Raw genomic sequence first — 16261 nt, forward strand, 5'->3', positions numbered from 1 at the left:
CTTCCTTGCGAAGGTCAGGCGGTCAGGTTGGCCCCGCCATTCACATAGATGACCTGGCCCGTGATGAATTCTGCGGCGGGCGAGGCAAGGAAGCGGATCAGTTCAATGTAATCCTTCGGCGCCACGGCCCGGCCCGACGGGTTGTCGTCGCGGGCATGATCCATCATCGCGCCGGTCGCATCGCCGAAGATCCGACGCACGGCTTCGGTGCCGACGATCGATGGCGCGACGGTATTGATCCGGATCCCCCGCGGCGCCAGTTCGGTCGCCAGATAGCGGATCAGCGCCTCGGTCGCGGCCTTTCCGATGCCGATGGCGGCATAGTTCGCGATCACGGTCCGCCCGCCGCGGCTGGAGAAGAAGAAAAGCGTCGAACCGCGGTCCAGCAAACCGTCCAGCGCCTGGACGAGGTAGAGGAAGGACAGGCTGTTGGTTTCCACCGCGCGGGCGAAACGTGCGGGCTCGGCCGTCAGGCAGGGGGTCGCATAGGCATCGACGGCACAGTGCACAGCCATCCCGACCCGTTCGCCCGCGTCTTCGACGGCCCGGGCGATGGTCGTGCAGCCTTCCACGGTTCCAGCATCCGCCCGGACGACGATGGGTGCGGCGCCCAGTTCCCGAAGCTCGGCCGCCGTGGCTTCGGCCGCCGCGTGGTCCGACAGGTAATTGATGACGACGGTCCTGCCCGGCGCGGCAAAGCCCAGGGCGACATCGCGGCCAATACCCTTGGATCCACCCGTGATGACAATGGCCATGGCTTGCAATGTCCTTCCCAAAATGATCAGGCACTTTAGCATGACAAAATCGTAGTGCAATATTGTCCTATACAATGAATCCGAAACTGGGATATCCTTTCCTGACGGAGGACAGGAAATGCAGGACTGGACCATTCCACGGACCCGGCCGCTGGCGGTGCTGACGGTCGATCTGGGCCCGGCCCAGGCCCATGGGGCCACGCCCCGCGGCAATCGCAAGATCGTGCCGGTGACCGGTGGCAGGGTGGCGGGCCGCATTTCCGGCAAGGTCCTGCCCTTCGGCGGCGACTGGGCGCTGACCCGTGCGGACGGTGTGCTGGAACTGGATGTCCGCCTGACGGTCGAGACCGACGACGGCGCCCTGATTCACGTGACCTATGACGGCATGCGTCACGGATCGGACGAGGACCTGGCGGCACTCGCCCGCGGGGAAGATGTCCCGCCCGAACGGCTCTATTTCCGGATCCTGCCGCGGTTCGAAACCTCGGCGCCCGACTGGCTGTGGCTCAACCGGGTTCTTTGCGTCGGCCTGGGCGAGCGTCTGAAGACCGGTCCGCGCTATCACTTGCACGAGATATTGTAGTACAACAGGATGGGGCAGAGTGCGCCGCCCCGGGCCGGGCGCCTGCGGCCGGGCGGCAGAGAAGGACAGGAACGTGAACAAGACCCAAGGTACGGTGACGGCAAAGACCGCCAAGAAGGTGACGCAAAGCTCGCCTGATATCGTGTTCGACGCGATCATCATGGGGATCTGCCGCGGGTCGCTGGTGCCGGGGCAGCGGCTGGTCGAGGCCGACCTGACCGAAAGCCTGGGCGTAAGCCGCGGGCCCGTGCGAGAGGCGCTGAAGCGGCTGGCGGCCGAAGGCATCGTGACCCTGAACCAGAACCGCGGCGCCTTCGTCAGGGCGCTGAACCGCAAGGATGCGAACGACCTGCTGCAGGTTCTGGAAGTGAACTGCGCGCTGGGTGCCGAACTCGCCACGCGCAAGATCGCCGCCGGCTACATGCGGGAAGAATTCCAGGACATCGCCGACAAGCTGATGGCCTTCGAGGAACGGGGCGATTCCCAGGCCTTCATCGAATGCCGGCGCGAATTTTATGACGTGCTGTTCCTGGCTTCGGACAACATGGAGCTGCACCGGATCATCCCGCAGATGAACATCCACTTGCTGCGGCTTCAGTTCCAGACCCGCATCTCGGACCGGGACCGCAGGAAGCAGTTCGACGAATACAGGGCCGTCGTTTCCGCCATCCTGGGCGGCGAGGCCAGACGCGCGGCGCGCCTGATGGCGATCCATATCCGCCGCACCCGCCTGTCGATCTCGCGGATGAGCGACGACGCGTTCCGCACCGGTCTCGACCGCGGCGGCCTGACCCGCGCCGCGGAATAGGGGGCTCCGCCCCCGCCCGCCCGGTCCGGGCGGACTCCCCCGGAGTATTTTTGAAAAGAAGAAGCCGGGATGCACCCGAGGTTTCTTCTCTTGAAAAATACTCCCGCCGGAGGCGTATCCGGGGGAACGCGCCGCAGCGGCCGATGGCTTGCATAGGGCGGGGTACACCCTCCCTACGCGGCTGTTCCGATCAGGATAGTCGGAACGACAGTCGTGAAGTTCGGGATGTCGGCCTGGGTTTCGGGCCCGTGGGCTTCAAGGGCCGCGAGACCCGCCTCGGCCGTTTGGAACCGCAGTTCAGCCACAAGCTGGTACGGAGAGGCAGGGTCCATCGCCTGCGGCGACCAGTGGACCAGTTCCTTCAGGCCCATCGGGTCCAGCAGATTGCGGACCAGCGGCAAGTGCTTCGTGCGGTAATAACCCATGTCGATCTCGCCGCCCGAAGGGTAGAGAACCATTGCGATGAACACGGGTCAGATCCTTTCCAGGAGAGTTGCATTGGCCATGCCGCCGCTTTCGCACATGCTTTGCAGGCCGTAGCGGCCGCCGGTTTCCTCGAGCGCCGCAATCAGGTTGGCGGTCAGGCGCATGCCGGAGGCACCGACAGGGTGACCCAGTGCAATGGCGCCGCCATACCGGTTCACCCGGTCGGGATCGGCGCCGGTTTCGGCCTGCCAGGCCAGCACGACCGAAGCGAAGGCCTCGTTGATCTCGAAGGCGTCGATGGCGTCGATCTTCAGGCCCTGGCGGGTCAGCAACCTGGCCGTGGCGGGGATCGGACCGGTCAGCATCATCACCGGATCGTCACCCACGACGGCGAAGCCGGTGACGGCCACGCGAGGTGTCAGACCCAGTTTTTCGGCCACCTTCTCTTCCATGATCAGGGCCGCACCGGCGCCGTCGGTGACCTGGCTGGAATTTCCGGCCGAGACGGACCACCGGATCTTTGGAAACCGGCCCGCCATCGCCTCATCCTCGAAGGCGTTCCGCAAGGTGCCCAGCTTTTCCACATTGGTGCCGGGACGGATGCCTTCGTCGTCGGCCACACCGTCGACCGCGACCACGTCGCGGCCGATCCGGGCCCGGGCCGCGTCGGCGCGGGCATGGGAGCGGGCAGCGAAGGCATCCATTTCCTCGCGGCCGAGCTGCCAACGGGCGGCGATCAGTTCGGCGGAAATGCCCTGGTGCACCAGCCCCTTCGGGTAGCGGCCGTGAAACATGGGCCCAAGGTTATCCTTGCCCATCCGGTTCGACTTCATCGAAACGCGGCTCATCATCTCGACCCCGCCGGCGATGACCACGTCATAGGCGCCGGCGATGACGCCCTGCGCCGCGAAGTCCAGCGCCTGCTGGGCGGAGCCGCACTTGCGGTCCAGCGTCAGGGCCGGGATGGTTTCGGGCAGGCCCGCCGCCAGCACCGCCTGGCGGCCGATATTGGCGGCCTGTTCGCCGACCTGGATGACGCAGCCGGTGATCACGTCCTCGATCAGGCCGGGATCGACGCCCGTCCGGTCGACCAGCGCCCGCAAGACATGGGCATAGAGGTCGACCGGGTGCATATGGGCCAGGGCCCCGCCTTCCCGCCCCTTTGTGAAGGGCGAGCGGAGGATATCGACGATGACGGCACGGCGCATGGGTCAGGCGCTCCGGCGCAGGGTCAGGTCCATCTGCGCCGACCTGATCTGCACTGCCGGGATGCTGGCGATCTTCAGAAGCTTCCGCACCTGGTCCAGCTCCGGCGAGGACAGCAGCGGAAAGTCGGTCTTGACCGCCCCTGCCGCGCGCATCCTGGCCAGCGCGGGTTCCGGGACCAGCGCCCGCAGGATCAGCTCGTCCGGGTCTGTGGTGCCGTACTGTTTCTGCAGATCCTCGATCGACGGTTGCGGCGGCGGGCTGTTTAGAACCTCCTTCGCGCGGGACGACGTCATGATCCTGTCCAGCACGTCGCCTTCGATCGGTGCCACGGTCTGGCCATAGTAGCCGGCGGCATACTGGATCACCTCGTCCGGGATGATGGAATAGCGCTTGCCGGTCACCACGTTCAGCACCGCCAGAGTGCCGACCAGTTGCGAGAACGGTGTGGCCATGCCGGGATAGCCCAGTTCGCGCCGGACCTTCGCGGTTTCCTCCAGCACGTCGTCCAGGCGATCAGACATGTTGTGCTGCGCCAGCTGCGCCTTCAGCGTGCCGGTCATGCCTCCCGGGATCTGGTGGTGGACCGCCAGCACGTCATATTCGTTGAACTGGTCGACAAGGAAGCCGGCCGCCTTGCCCACGGCGCGGAAATGTTCCTCGACCGGCTTGAACAGGGTCTTGTCCAGCGAATGGGTGTGGCCCAGGATTTCAAGGTTCTTCACCACGCTTTCGGTCGACGGCACCGACGGGCCGTTGGCCATGGACCGCGACGCGGTGTGGAGGATGTTCACCCCCAGATCGACCGCATCCAGATAGGCCTTGCCGGACTGGCCTAGGATGTTGTTGGCGTGGAATTCCAGCGGCTTGCCGCTGATCTTGGCCTTTATGGCCGGGATCAGGGTCTGCAGCCGCTCCTTCTCCAGCACGCCCGCGGTATCGTAGAGCAGGATCGTGTCGATGTCCGGGGACGCCGCCATCTGGCCAGCCTTGTCGGCGAAATAGGCGTCCGTATGGACGGGCGACTGGACATACATGATCGACCCGGCCACTTCGGATCCGTACTCCTTCGCGACCTTCGCCAGCCGGTGCATCTTGTCGATGTTGTAGAGCACGTCGTAGATCCAGAAGGATCGGATCCCGTGTTCGTTCAATTGCCGCATCCACAGGTCCATCAGCGCATCGGGCGTCACGCCGAAGGTGACCGACGCGTTCGACCGCATGCCCCCCCGCAGCCGGGTGCGGGGCATGGAATTGACCAGGAGGTCCAGCCCTTCCCAAGGGTTTTCCTGGGCGTGCTTGATCAGGACCTCCATCAGGGAGGATCCCGCAAGGTCGATCACCCGGAATCCGGTCCGGTCGATCAGGGGCGAGACGGGCAGTGCCATTCCGGCCTGCATGCGCATGCCCCACAGGCTTTGCTGACCGTCGCGCATGGTCTCGTCGAGGAACTCCACATGGGCCATCTGTCTCTCCTTCAGGCGGTTTCCAGCGCGGGCAGGACGGTGTCCTCGAGCCAGCGGGTGGTGATGCGGTTGCCCCGGAAATCCGGGTGGTCGATGATGCGGGCCGCGAAAGGCAGGGTTGTGGTCACGCCCTCGATCCGGAAATCGCGGATCGCCCGCAGCATGGATTCAATGGCGTCATCGCGGGTCTTGCCCCGGACGATCAGCTTGCCGACCATGCTGTCATAGAAGGGCGGCACCAGGTCGCCGGCGCGCATGTGGCTGTCCAGCCGGATCTCGGGCCGGTCCGGCGGCGACCAGGCGGTCAGGCGGCCGGGGCAGGGGGTGAAATCCCTTTCAGCGTCCTCGGCATTGATCCGGACTTCCAGCGCGTGGCCTTCCAGGTGGATGTCGGCTTGGGCGATCTGCAGACCCGCGCCCGAGGCCGCCAGGATCTGGTGGCGGATCAGGTCCTGGCCCGTGATCTCCTCCGTCACCGGGTGTTCGACCTGGATCCGGGAATTGACCTCGATGAAATAGAAATCCTCTCGCGCGACGTCATAGAGAAACTCGACCGTCCCGGCGCCGCGATAGTTCGCATGGGCACAGAGGCGGACGGCACTGTCCCGCAGTTTCTCCTGTAGGGCAGGGGGCATCGCGGTGACGGGGGCTTCCTCGATCAGCTTCTGGTAGCGGCGCTGGACCGAACAGTCCCGGTCGCCGAAGTGGATCACGTTGCCGGCTCCGTCGCCCACGATCTGGACCTCGACATGGCGCGCCTTCTCGACGAAACGTTCCATGTACAGGCGGCCGTCGCCAAAGGCCGCTTCGGCCTCGCGGGTGGCGCGGGTGAAGGCGCTGGCCAGACCGTCGGCGGATCGCGCCAGGAACATCCCCTTGCCGCCGCCGCCCGCGCTGGCCTTCATGACGACCGGATAGCCCAGATCTTCCGCCGCTTCGGCGGCCTTTGCCGCGCTGTCGATCCGGTCGGTGCCGGGCACGGTCGCGACCTTGGCGGCACGGGCCACGGCGATGGCCGACAGCTTGTCGCCCATGGCCTCGATGGTTTCGGGCCGGGGGCCGATGAAGGTGATCCCTTCCTTGGCACATCGCCGGGCCAGTTCCGGTTTTTCCGACAGGAACCCATACCCGGGATGGAGCGCATCGCAGCCGGTGGCCTGCGCGGCATGCAGCACCAGATCGACGTTCAGATAGCTTTTGGTCGCCTGCGCCGGACCCAGCACCACGGCGCGGTCGGCCATCTGGGCGGGCAGGCTGTCACGGTCGGCGTCGGAGACGCCGATGACCGTTTCCAGCCCCATGGCCCTGGCCGTGCGCAGAACCCGGAGTGCGATTTCACCCCGGTTCGCGACAAAGATGCGATTGACGGTCATGGATCAGGCTCCGGGCTCGATCCACATCAGCGTGGCGCCGAATTCAACCATCTGGCCGTCTTCGGCCGCGATTTCCCGTACAGTTCCCGCCATCCCGGCGCGGATCGTGGTGAACAGCTTCATCACCTCGACCAGGCAGATTTCCGTGTCCTCGGTTACTGTGGCCCCTTCGGTCACGTAAGGATCCGCGTCGGGGCTGGGTGCGCGATAGAAGGTGCCGAGGTTCGGCGCCTTGATCTCGACCCAGCCGGACCGGTCGATCTCCGGCGCGGCAGGTGCTTGCGTACGGGCAGCGGATGCGGGAGGCACAGGCTGCGCGGGCGCCACAGCGCCGGGGCCCGCCGGCACCGCGTTCGCGGTCGCCGGCACCGGTCCGGGACTGGCCGGGTCCTTGGACAGGAAGATTTCCTCCCCGTCGTATTTCAGGTGCATCTCGTTCCAGTCGGAGTCGCCGAAAAGCTGCACCAGTGCGGTGATGTCGGAATGGGTCAGGGACATGGTGGCTTTCCTTGGATCAGTCGGTGGCAGAGACGGCGACGGTTTCGCGGTCCTCGGTCACGGCGCCGGCGCGGATCGCGGCCAGCAGGATGGGCAGGCGCGGACGGCCGACGATGGCGGTGACGCCGGCCTGGACGGCGATGGCAATGCCCTTGTCGTCGGACAGGGCGCCCCCGCCGGCGATCTGGGCGCCTTTCAGCAGGTCGGGCAGCCTTTGGATCTCGCTTCCGCCGTCGATCCGGTTCAGGTCCAGCGCGTTGGACGGGGCATTTTCGGGCAGGATCACCTTTACCGGGCTCATGCGTTCCGCGATGCGGGTCAGCTTCACAAGGCCGGCCAGCGCGGTTTCATCCGGTTCCTGCACCGGCAGGGCGCCCTTCAGGATCAGCCCGTTCGCGCCGTCGACGGTGACGGTCTGGCCCTTCAGCGCCGTGACCGACCCGTCGCCGCAGCCGGTGACGCAGGGCACGCCCAGGGCGCGGCTGACTACGGCGGCGTGGCTGGTCGACCCGCCGCGTTCGGTGATCACGGCCATGGCGGCGATCATGCCGTGCAGGTCGTCGGGGCTGGTCGTTTCGCGCGCCAGGATCACCGCGGCGCCGTTGTTGGCCGACCGTTCGGCATCGTCGCTGTCGGTCACGACAAGCCCGATCCCGATGCCGGGAGAGGCCGCTTCGCCCCGCGCCAGAACCTCGGCCGTTTCGGTGGCCCGTTCCGGCAGGCGGGGGGCCAGCAGGCTGCGCACCTGGTCTGGCGTGATCCGCGACAGGGCGGTCACCTCGTCGATGGCGCCTTCGTCCAGCATGTCGCAGGCGATCTTCAGCGCCGCCTCCGGCGCGCGCTTCGCGGCCCGGGATTGCAGCAGGTAAAGGGTTCCGTCCTGCACCGTGAACTCGATGTCCTGGACATCGCCGTTCTCGATCTCCAGCCGGCGGGCGGCTTTCAGAAGCTGGGCGTGGGCGTCGGGCAGCACGTCCTTCATCGTGTCGAGTGGGCGGGGCGTGAACTTGCCTGACACCACGTCCTCGCCCTGGGCATTGGCCAGGAACTCGCCATAGGGCGCCGGGTCGCCATCGACGGGATTGCGCGAGAACATGACGCCGGTGCCAGAGGTGGACCCCATATTGCCGAAGACCATGGCCTGCACGACAACGGCGGTGCCCAGGTCGTCCGGGATGCCGTGGTGCTTGCGATACCGTTTGGCCCGGCGCGAGTCCCAGCTTTCGAAGACGGCCCGGACGGCGGCATGCAGCCGCTCCACCGGATCGGCGGGCAGTTCGCTGCCAGATGCGCCGCGGATCGCGGCCGCCCAATCCTCGGCCGTATCGTCGTTCGACAGGTTTCCGGCATCGGTCTTCAGCACGATATGGGCGTAAAGCTCATGGAACCGCCTGTGCGTGTCCCGGGCGAAGCCGGGGTCGTCGCATTCCGTGGCCAGCGCGGTTTCGGTCACCGGCGTGATGCCCATGTTCAGGACTGTGTCCATCATCCCCGGCATCGAAATCGCGGCACCCGAACGGACGGAAACCAGCAGGGGAGACGGTCCCGCGCCATAGGTCCGGCCGGTTTCTTCCTCCAGCCAGCTGATCCCTTCGGCGATCTCGGCCTGCAGCCCGTCGGGGAAGGTCTTGCCGTCCTGGTAGGCGGCGCAGGCCTTGGTGGTGATCACGAAGGCGGGCGGCACCGTCAGGCCCAGCGAGGCCATGCGCGCCACCGACCAGCCCTTGCCGCCGATCAGCGCCTTGTCGGGCAGGTCCGCACCGTCGAGTTTCATGGTCCAGCGGGTCATGGCCTACTCCAGCCGCTCGCGTCCAAGGACGCGGATTAGGTCTTCGTGCATCTCGAACCAGGCGGTGTGGTAGCTTATGCAGGTCGCGTCCGAGACCCAGGCGATATCCCCGTCCTCGGCCTTTTCCAGCGCGGCCAGCAACAGGTCCTTCCAGACCCCCAGCCGGGGCAGGCCCGCGGCCAGACGGTCCAGGATCGGTTCGGCGCGTTCGTGCAGGTCGCCCAGTCTGTCGATGATCTTCTGGTCGTGTTCGGCGTCGGAATGATCGTTGGGCATCGACTTGCCGCCGACCTCGATCGTCTGCCATTCGGTGATCAGGCTTTTCAGCTGCTCGTTCACCCGTTCGAAATCGTCATAGGCCTTTTGCAGCGCCTCGTCAGACCGCTGGCCGGCGAAGTCGCGGCCGTAACCCATTTTCAGCGCGACCTGCGCCGCGGGCTTCAGCATGTACTTGTCGCCCGACTTCATCGCCCGCCCGCTGTCGACCGCGGCATTCAGGTGCTGTTCCGTCGCCGTTGCGTCCAGACCGGTGATCGCGGCGACCTCGGCGGCCGAGCCGTGCTTCTTGATCGCAAGCCCGTGCAGCGCAAGCTGGGGGTCCTTCATCATCACGATACTTCCTCTTTCTTGGCAGCGGCGACCAGCCGGTCCCGGACGGACCGCCGCAGGATCTTGCCCGCGCCGCTTTTCGGCAGTTCGTCCCAAATCATGACGGCCTTGGGCGCCTTGTGCCCGGCCAGCTGTGCCCGCGCGTGGGACAGGACCGTGTCGGCGTTCAGCCCCCCGGCCCCTGCGACGACCGCCACCACCCGGTCGCCCCATTTTTCGTCCGGCAGGCCAACGACGGCGGCTTCGACCACGCCGTCGACCTCCAGCAGGACGTCCTCGACCTCGCGCGGGTAGACGTTGTAGCCGCCGGAAATCAGCATGTCGTTCTTGCGGTCGAGGATGTAGAAGAACCCGTCCTGGTCCATCCGCCCCACGTCGCCGGTATGCAGCCAGCCATTGCGGAACGCCTTTTCGGTCGCTTCGGGGCGGTTCCAGTAATAGGCCATGGTCTGCGGCCCGCGGCAGCAGATCTCGCCCGTCTCGCCCACCGGGACCTCCCGGTCGTCATCATCCAGCACGCGAACCTCCACCATCGTGAAGGGGCGCCCGCAGGATCCGATCCGGTCATGGTCTTCGGGCTTCAGGCAGGTGATCACCATCGGGCTTTCCGCCTGCCCGTAGGTCTGGGCGAAGATCCGGCCAAAGCGGTCTTCGGCCTTGCGCAGGACGCTTTCGGCGATGGGCGATGCGCCATAGGCGATGCGGCGGTACTTGAAATCGGCGCCCGCGCAGGCGGGATCTGCCAGGACCATGGCCAGCATCGTTGGCACCAGGAAGGTCATCGTGGCACCGGTCGACTGCGAAAGCGCGATGAATTCCGCCGCGTCGAACTTGGTCATGGTCATCGACCGCACACCGCGCACGAGCGCAGGCAGGAAGAACGCGCCCGAGGCATGGGCGATGGGTGCTGCATGCAGGAAGGTGTCGCCCTCGGCCATGCCCGGCATCAGGTCCATGAGAAAGGCCGACAGTTCGGCCAGTTCCCCGCGTTCGGTCAGCGTCACCGCCTTGGGCTTGCCCGTCGTCCCGCCGGTGTACCCCATGCGATAGGGTGCATCCAGTTCGCGCGGCACCTCGCAGGGGGTGTCCGATCCCCCGTCGATCATCGCGGTCAGTTCGGACAGGGAAATCGAACGTTCCACCGGCAGGCCCGGCATCTCGTGGTGGATCACGGCGCGGGACTGGCTGTCGGTCAGCTTGTAGGAATGATCGTCGAAGGTTTCGCGGGTGTTCATGCCGACGCGCACAAGACCGGCCTTGGCCAGCGCGTAATACGCGACGATGCATTCCATCGAATTCGGCAGCAGCACGCCCACCCGGTCGCCGGGCTCCAGCCCGCTGGCCAGAAGCGCATTGCCCAGCCGGTTGGTGGCGGCGTCGAAATCGGCGAAACTCAGCACCCGGCCGTCCTGTTCAAGACAGGGCGCGTCCTTGTACTGGCGTGCGGCACGCCGGATCAGGGATCCGATTTGCATGGGTCCAAACCTTCGTTGAGAATGGTGGGGGAGGGGCATGGCCCCTCCCGGTCGTGATCAGTCGCGCAGCGCCTCGACATCCTGACGGGAGAGCGTGGAGCCCTTGCCCGACAGTTTCCGCGATGTGCCCTGCGAAATGGCATAGAGCGCATCGGCCTTGTCCGACCCGGCGTTGTACTTCACCCAAGTATCGCACAGGAACCGGTTCTCGGGCGCCACGGCAGCGGGGGTGAAGTCCTGGCTTGCCTTGTTGTACTGGGCCAGGGACATCTTGCCCCTGGTCGTCGTGTAGACGTCCTTCTTCTCGGGCAGATTCGTGACACCCGGATAGACCGGCCCGCAGGTCGGGGTATAGCCTTCACCCGACAGGACCGAATAGGGGATCGGCGTGTACATTCGCGTCGGCGCGTTCGAATGCATCATCATCGAATAGTCCGACAGCTTCTGGCTGGGGTTCGACAGAAGGCCCACCAGTTCGCCCAGCACGTCGCGGCCGTATTCGTCGTTCAGAAGCGGCCGGAACCGTTCCGCGCGTTCGTCCACCTTCATCCAGTCGTCCACGTCATAGACGCCGGCGACATGGGCCAGATCCTTGACGATGCCGAAATAGGTGATGGCGCCCGCATCCAGCATCTGGTCGCGGCTGTAGCCGGCGATCCGTTTCCAGAGGTTGTTCATCGCCTCCTTCACCTGACCGTCCAGCTTGCGGAACATGGCGATCAGGCTTTCGCGGCTTTCCATGCCCAGCGGCACATAGCCTTCGGACAGGTTGTCCGAGGTATATAGGCCCACGCCCACCAGCTTCTCGGCCGTGAATTCGGGCTCTGCCTCGAAGCTGCCCCAATCGTCCACCAGATAAAAATGGCAGTCCTTGGCGGCCATGGTTACGGTGATGTTGTTGTATTCCACCCCTTCGGCCACGCCGTCCAGCCAGGGGAAATCGCTTTCTGCAAGATCCATGAAATCGCGGACGATCATTTCCGAATTGTCGGTCAGCTTGTAAGGGCCGTGGTTGTGCAGGCTGATCCGGCTTTCGCAGGAAATCAGGAACCCATACTGCGAGGCCGAGGCCATGAACGCATGCGCCGCCTCGTGCAGTTCGTCGCCTTCGGCACAGGCATAGAGATCGGAATGGAAGACCTGCGCCTGCCGTTCCGACAGGATCTGTGCGCGGTGGCCGTACTGGACGCGGCTCATGTGGCCGTCATTGCGATAGAGCGCGAGCTGGAAGCGTTTCCAGAAGTCCATCACGTACATCACGTCCTCGATCGCGTCCGTGGGCTTGATGACGCCCAGGTTGATCAGCCATTCGCGGCCCAGCAGGTAGAAGTTCGGCAGGCCCCAGCTGACACCCGGTGCGCGGTGCTTCATCGCCATCTCGCGCGAACGGTCACCCAGTTCCTCGGCCGACATCCGCGTCTCGATCTTCCGCAGAAGCGACGGGTAGCGGTAGAACGCCATGAGGTAGCTCAGCATCATGTAGGACGGCACCGGGAACAGCTTGGATTCCTGCACGGTGCGGGTGACGCAAAGCCAATAGCTTTCATCGACGTTCTGCTGGATCAAGTTGTTGGTTTCCAGCAACTGGCCGTAGGTCAGCGGTAGTGCCATGAGTTGTCTCCTCCCTCGCGCGGCTCAGTCGGCCGATGCCACGCGCCAGACCTTCGCGGTCCGGTCGACGTTCTTCTGGTAATCGGCGGCGGTCTTCGGATCGGCGGTGCATTCGAAGCGCACCGTGTCGCCCTGCCGGATGCCGCTGATCTTGGCGTTCATCAGGCATGGCACGCCGTATTCGCGGGTCAGGATACCCAGGTGCGACCGGGTCGACCCGCCGGCACAGATCACGCCCTTGAACTGGTCCAGGATCGGCGCAGTCAGCGTGCCGCCGCTGTCGTCTATGATGGCGATGGTGTTATCCGGCACACCTTCTTCCAGGAACTTCATGACCTGCATGGGCGACCGGACATAGCGCGCGATGCCTTCGCAATCGGTCGGATAGCGGGCCACGTTATCGCCCTGTCCGCGCTGTTCCAGATTGCCGTCCGGGCCGGTGACCGCATCTTCATGTTCGAAGCTGAATTTCGCCATGTCGGCATCCGAGACGCCTTCGATCGGCTTGTAGACGTCGGGACGTTCCTGTGGCGAGATCGCGGCCGACCAGTCGAACAGGTGGCCGGCGTCCAGCATCATCTTCTCGACGCCCGCCATGTCCTCGGCCGTGATCAGGGCATAGGACTTGTCGAAGACGAAGCTGTCCCAGTGCCCGCCGGACGCGGCCAGTTTGGTCCGAACGATTTCCTTGACCGCAGCGTGAAAGGCATCGACCGTCGGTGAAGCGTTGGCGTCTCCGAACTTGTCGGAGTCGACATAGAGTTTGACCATGATTTCCCTCCCTTGGCGACGACCGCCCTCCAGCCAGTCTTCGCAGGTCCGACTTTGCGTGGACGGACCTAAGCTGTCAACAATCTTAAGACAAAATTGTATAACAATTTCGGCTCTCAATGCTCGAAGGATGAAAAGTCCTTGCGCAACAGCGCCTTGAGTACCTTTCCTGCGGCATTTCTGGGCAGGTTTTCGCGGATTTCATAGTGTTTCGGCCGCTTGAAACGGGCCAGCCGGTCCAGGCACATCGCGTCGAGTGATTCCGGTTCCGGCGTGCGGCCGGCGCGCGGCACGACCAGGGCCAGGACCTCCTCGCCCCATTCGGGATGGGGGCGGCCGATCACGGCGACTTCGGCCACGTCGGGATGGCGGCTCAGCACATCCTCGACCTCGCGGGCATAGACATTCATGCCGCCGGAAATGATCACATCCTTGATACGGTCCATCAGCGACAGCCGCCCGCGGTGGTCGAAGATCCCGATATCGCCGGTGTGAAGCCACCCGCCGGCCAGCGCTTCCGCCGTCGCTTCGGGCCGGTTCAGATAGCCCTGCATGACCGTGGGACCGGCGACGCAGACCTCTCCGGGCGTGCCCGGTGGCACGTCCTTGCCGTCCGGGTCCAGCAGCCTGACGGCGGTCGCGGAACGTGGGACACCGACCGAGACGATGCCGGCCTCGTCGTCGTCTTCGATGGCCCGGGCGATGGCATGGCGGTCATTGGCGGTGATGGTGCAGGGGGTTTCGCCCTGCCCGTACCCGTTCCAGAGCCGCGGTCCGAAGGTATCGACCGCATCGCGAACATCCTGCGCCAGGATCGGCCCGGCGCCGGTCAGGACGGTGCGGACATGGGCGGACAAGTCCCCGATCCCGTCCCGCCGCATCCGTGACAGCAGGGTCGTGGGGGCAAAGAAGGTGACCTGTTCCCGGGCCTTCAGGACCTCGCGCATCTCGTCCGCATCGTACCCGCCCGAGGCCATCAGCACATGTTCCGCCCCCCGCGCCACGAAGCTGAGCCCGATAAGGCCCGAGGCATGGGAGGTGGCGGCCAGGTGCAGCAGGCTGTCGGCCGGCTCCAGCTGGTCGACATCCGCCAGATAGGCCGTGGTCATGGCCAGAAGGTTGGCATGGGTCAGGACGGCCCCCTTGGGCGCGCCGGTGGTACCCGAGGTATAGAAGACCCATGCCGGATCCGTCAGGGCGCGGGCCTGAAGGGTGACAGGGTCTTCAGTCCCGGCCCGCCGGGCCTCGGCCGTGCCATGCGAGAGGATGGGCAGGTGCGGTGCCACAGATGCCAGCGAGGCCGCAAGGTCCAAGTCGGCGACCACCAGTTTCGGCGCCAGATCGTCGGCGATCCCGGCCATTTCCTTCGCGTGCAGCGTGGCATTGACCGGCGCAGCCACGAACCCGCCCCACCAGCAACCGAAGAGATACGAGAAATAGCGGTGGTTGTTCTTCATCGCCAGCATCACACGGTCGCCGGGCGTCAGGCCCCGCTTCGCCAGGTGCGCCGCGAAACCGGCCGCCAACCGGGCAAGGCCTTCATAGGTGAGACGCACCTCGTTTCCGACCGACATGGCCGGCCTTTCGGGATGGCTTCGGGCCGCGATGGCCAGGAGATGTGCGATGTTCACGACGCGGCCTCGTAGATGGTGATGCCGATCGCGGCCTCTTCGACGCCCATCAGCCCGCCGCCGTTTTCCGCAAGCGCGATGCGCGCGCCGTCGACCTGCCGTGGGCCCGCCTCGCCCCGCAACTGAGTGACGAGTTCGAAGGTCTGCGCCAGCCCGGTGGCGCCGATCGGATGGCCCCGGCTTTCCAGTCCCCCGGACGGGTTGAAGGGGATCGATCCGCCCAGGGTCGTGGCGCCACTGACGGCCAGCGCGCCGCCGTCGCCCAGTTCGGCGAAGCCCAGCAATTCCGACTGCTGCAACTCGCCGAAAGCCGTGGCGTCGTGGCATTCGACCAGGTCGATGTGTTCCGGCCCCAGTCCCGCGATCTCGTAGGCCCGGGCCGATGCGGTGCGCGAGATATGCGAGGCATAGTCCGTCGGCGCCCGCCGCCCGCCATGCATCAGGACCGCCGCGCGGACCTTGACGGCCCTTGCGCGGTTCACCTTCGCCAGACCGGCGGCGTTGCAGACGACGGCCGCCGCCGCCCCGTCCGAAATGGCCGAACACATCGGCAAGGTGAAGGGCCAGGCGATCAGGCGGGCGCGCAGGATCTCCTCGACCGAGAACGCCTTGCGGAACTGTGCCCTGTCGTTGTGGACCGAATGGCCGTGGTTCTTGGCGGCGATGGCCGCGATCTGCTCCATCGTCGTGCCGTATTCCGCCATGTGCCATTTGGCGAAGGCGGCATAGACATCCATGAAGACGGAATGCGGCGTCTCGCGCGCCAGAGCGTCGGCCGGCGTGGGCGTGTTCCGGCCAAGCTCGGTCAGTCGGCCGATCACCCGGTCGCGGTCCCCCCGCTCCCAGCTGCCTTCGAAGGCGGTCATGGACACGGCGCTGTCGGGATGGACCATCTTTTCCGCCCCGATGGCCAGCGCGATGTCGCAGCTTCCCGACCGGATGTGGTTGATTGCCAGGTGCAGGGCGGTGGTGGCGCTGGCACAGGCATTTTCGACATTGACGATGGGGATCGGCCCCAGTGCGGTATCGCGAAGTGCGATCTGGCCGCGGATACCGTACTGGCCCTCGATGGCGCCCTGTACCGCATTGCCGAAGAAGGCCGCGCCGATGTCCCGGCTGGCCAGTCCCGCATCCACCAGGGCGCCGGTCACGGCGTCCTCCGTCAGGTTGCGCAGCGACCGGTCTGCATGGCGGCCAAACCGGGTCATTCCGATCCCGGCGATCCAGATGTCCATCAGTTCTCCCCCCCTGGGTTCCCGA

15 protein-coding genes are annotated in these 16261 nt (G+C 65.7%); 2 read left to right on the forward strand and 13 right to left on the reverse strand.

Annotated features, from left to right (window positions below):
- Positions 1–14 precede the first annotated feature (14 nt).
- A complete protein-coding gene (locus tag FQK05_RS21495) occupies positions 15–755 on the reverse strand; it encodes an SDR family oxidoreductase (RefSeq protein WP_158970789.1) in 741 nt (246 codons plus the stop codon).
- Positions 756–873: 118 nt separating this feature from the next.
- On the opposite strand from FQK05_RS21495, the gene FQK05_RS21500 reads away from it, so the two are divergent.
- Positions 874–1338 (forward strand): DUF3237 domain-containing protein, encoded by a 465-nt coding sequence (locus tag FQK05_RS21500; RefSeq protein WP_158970791.1) that lies wholly within the window; start codon positions 874–876, stop codon positions 1336–1338.
- Positions 1339–1411: 73 nt separating this feature from the next.
- Positions 1412–2146, forward strand: a complete 735-nt coding sequence (locus FQK05_RS21505) for a GntR family transcriptional regulator (RefSeq protein WP_158970793.1) — start codon at positions 1412–1414, stop codon at positions 2144–2146.
- Between the two features lie 173 nt (positions 2147–2319).
- On the opposite strand, the gene FQK05_RS21510 is transcribed toward FQK05_RS21505, so the two are convergent.
- The 12 genes from FQK05_RS21510 to FQK05_RS21565 form a co-directional block, all read right to left on the reverse strand.
- Positions 2320–2616 (reverse strand): EthD family reductase, encoded by a 297-nt coding sequence (locus FQK05_RS21510; RefSeq protein WP_158970795.1) that lies wholly within the window; start codon positions 2614–2616, stop codon positions 2320–2322.
- Positions 2617–2619: 3 nt separating this feature from the next.
- Entirely contained in the window at positions 2620–3780 is a 1161-nt protein-coding gene (locus FQK05_RS21515; RefSeq protein ID WP_158970797.1) for a thiolase family protein, read from the reverse strand.
- A 3-nt stretch (positions 3781–3783) separates the two neighbouring features.
- Positions 3784–5244, reverse strand: a complete 1461-nt coding sequence (locus FQK05_RS21520) for a pyruvate carboxylase (RefSeq protein ID WP_158970799.1) — start codon at positions 5242–5244, stop codon at positions 3784–3786.
- A gap of 11 nt (positions 5245–5255) precedes the next feature.
- On the reverse strand, positions 5256–6617 hold the full coding sequence (locus FQK05_RS21525; RefSeq protein ID WP_158970801.1) for an acetyl-CoA carboxylase biotin carboxylase subunit: 1362 nt from the start codon (positions 6615–6617) through the stop codon (positions 5256–5258).
- Positions 6618–6620: 3 nt separating this feature from the next.
- Complete coding sequence (accB, locus tag FQK05_RS21530) at positions 6621–7115, reverse strand: acetyl-CoA carboxylase biotin carboxyl carrier protein (protein ID WP_158970803.1); 495 nt, start codon at positions 7113–7115, stop codon at positions 6621–6623.
- 16 nt (positions 7116–7131) lie between these two features.
- A complete protein-coding gene (locus FQK05_RS21535) occupies positions 7132–8904 on the reverse strand; it encodes a pyruvate, phosphate dikinase (protein ID WP_158970805.1) in 1773 nt (590 codons plus the stop codon).
- 3 nt (positions 8905–8907) lie between these two features.
- Positions 8908–9513: a hypothetical protein gene (locus FQK05_RS21540; protein ID WP_158970807.1), complete on the reverse strand. Its 606-nt coding sequence runs from the start codon at positions 9511–9513 to the stop codon at positions 8908–8910.
- Positions 9513–10988 (reverse strand): AMP-binding protein, encoded by a 1476-nt coding sequence (locus FQK05_RS21545; protein WP_158970809.1) that lies wholly within the window; start codon positions 10986–10988, stop codon positions 9513–9515. Before FQK05_RS21545 ends, FQK05_RS21540 begins: the two co-directional genes overlap by 1 nt.
- A 57-nt stretch (positions 10989–11045) precedes the next feature.
- Positions 11046–12599: a hypothetical protein gene (locus FQK05_RS21550; RefSeq protein ID WP_158970811.1), complete on the reverse strand. Its 1554-nt coding sequence runs from the start codon at positions 12597–12599 to the stop codon at positions 11046–11048.
- 24 nt (positions 12600–12623) lie between these two features.
- Positions 12624–13370 carry a PEP-utilizing enzyme gene (locus tag FQK05_RS21555; protein WP_158970813.1) on the reverse strand — a complete coding sequence of 249 codons (747 nt, stop codon included), beginning with the start codon at positions 13368–13370 and terminating at the stop codon, positions 12624–12626.
- Between the two features lie 116 nt (positions 13371–13486).
- On the reverse strand, positions 13487–15001 hold the full coding sequence (locus FQK05_RS21560; RefSeq protein ID WP_158970815.1) for a class I adenylate-forming enzyme family protein: 1515 nt from the start codon (positions 14999–15001) through the stop codon (positions 13487–13489).
- Entirely contained in the window at positions 14998–16236 is a 1239-nt protein-coding gene (locus FQK05_RS21565; RefSeq protein ID WP_233270626.1) for a thiolase family protein, read from the reverse strand. The genes FQK05_RS21560 and FQK05_RS21565 overlap by 4 nt, the downstream gene beginning before the upstream one ends.
- Between the last annotated feature and the right edge of the window lie 25 nt (positions 16237–16261).

It is taken from the genome of Chachezhania sediminis, assembly GCF_009765275.1.
GTDB lineage: Bacteria > Pseudomonadota > Alphaproteobacteria > Rhodobacterales > Rhodobacteraceae > Chachezhania > Chachezhania sediminis.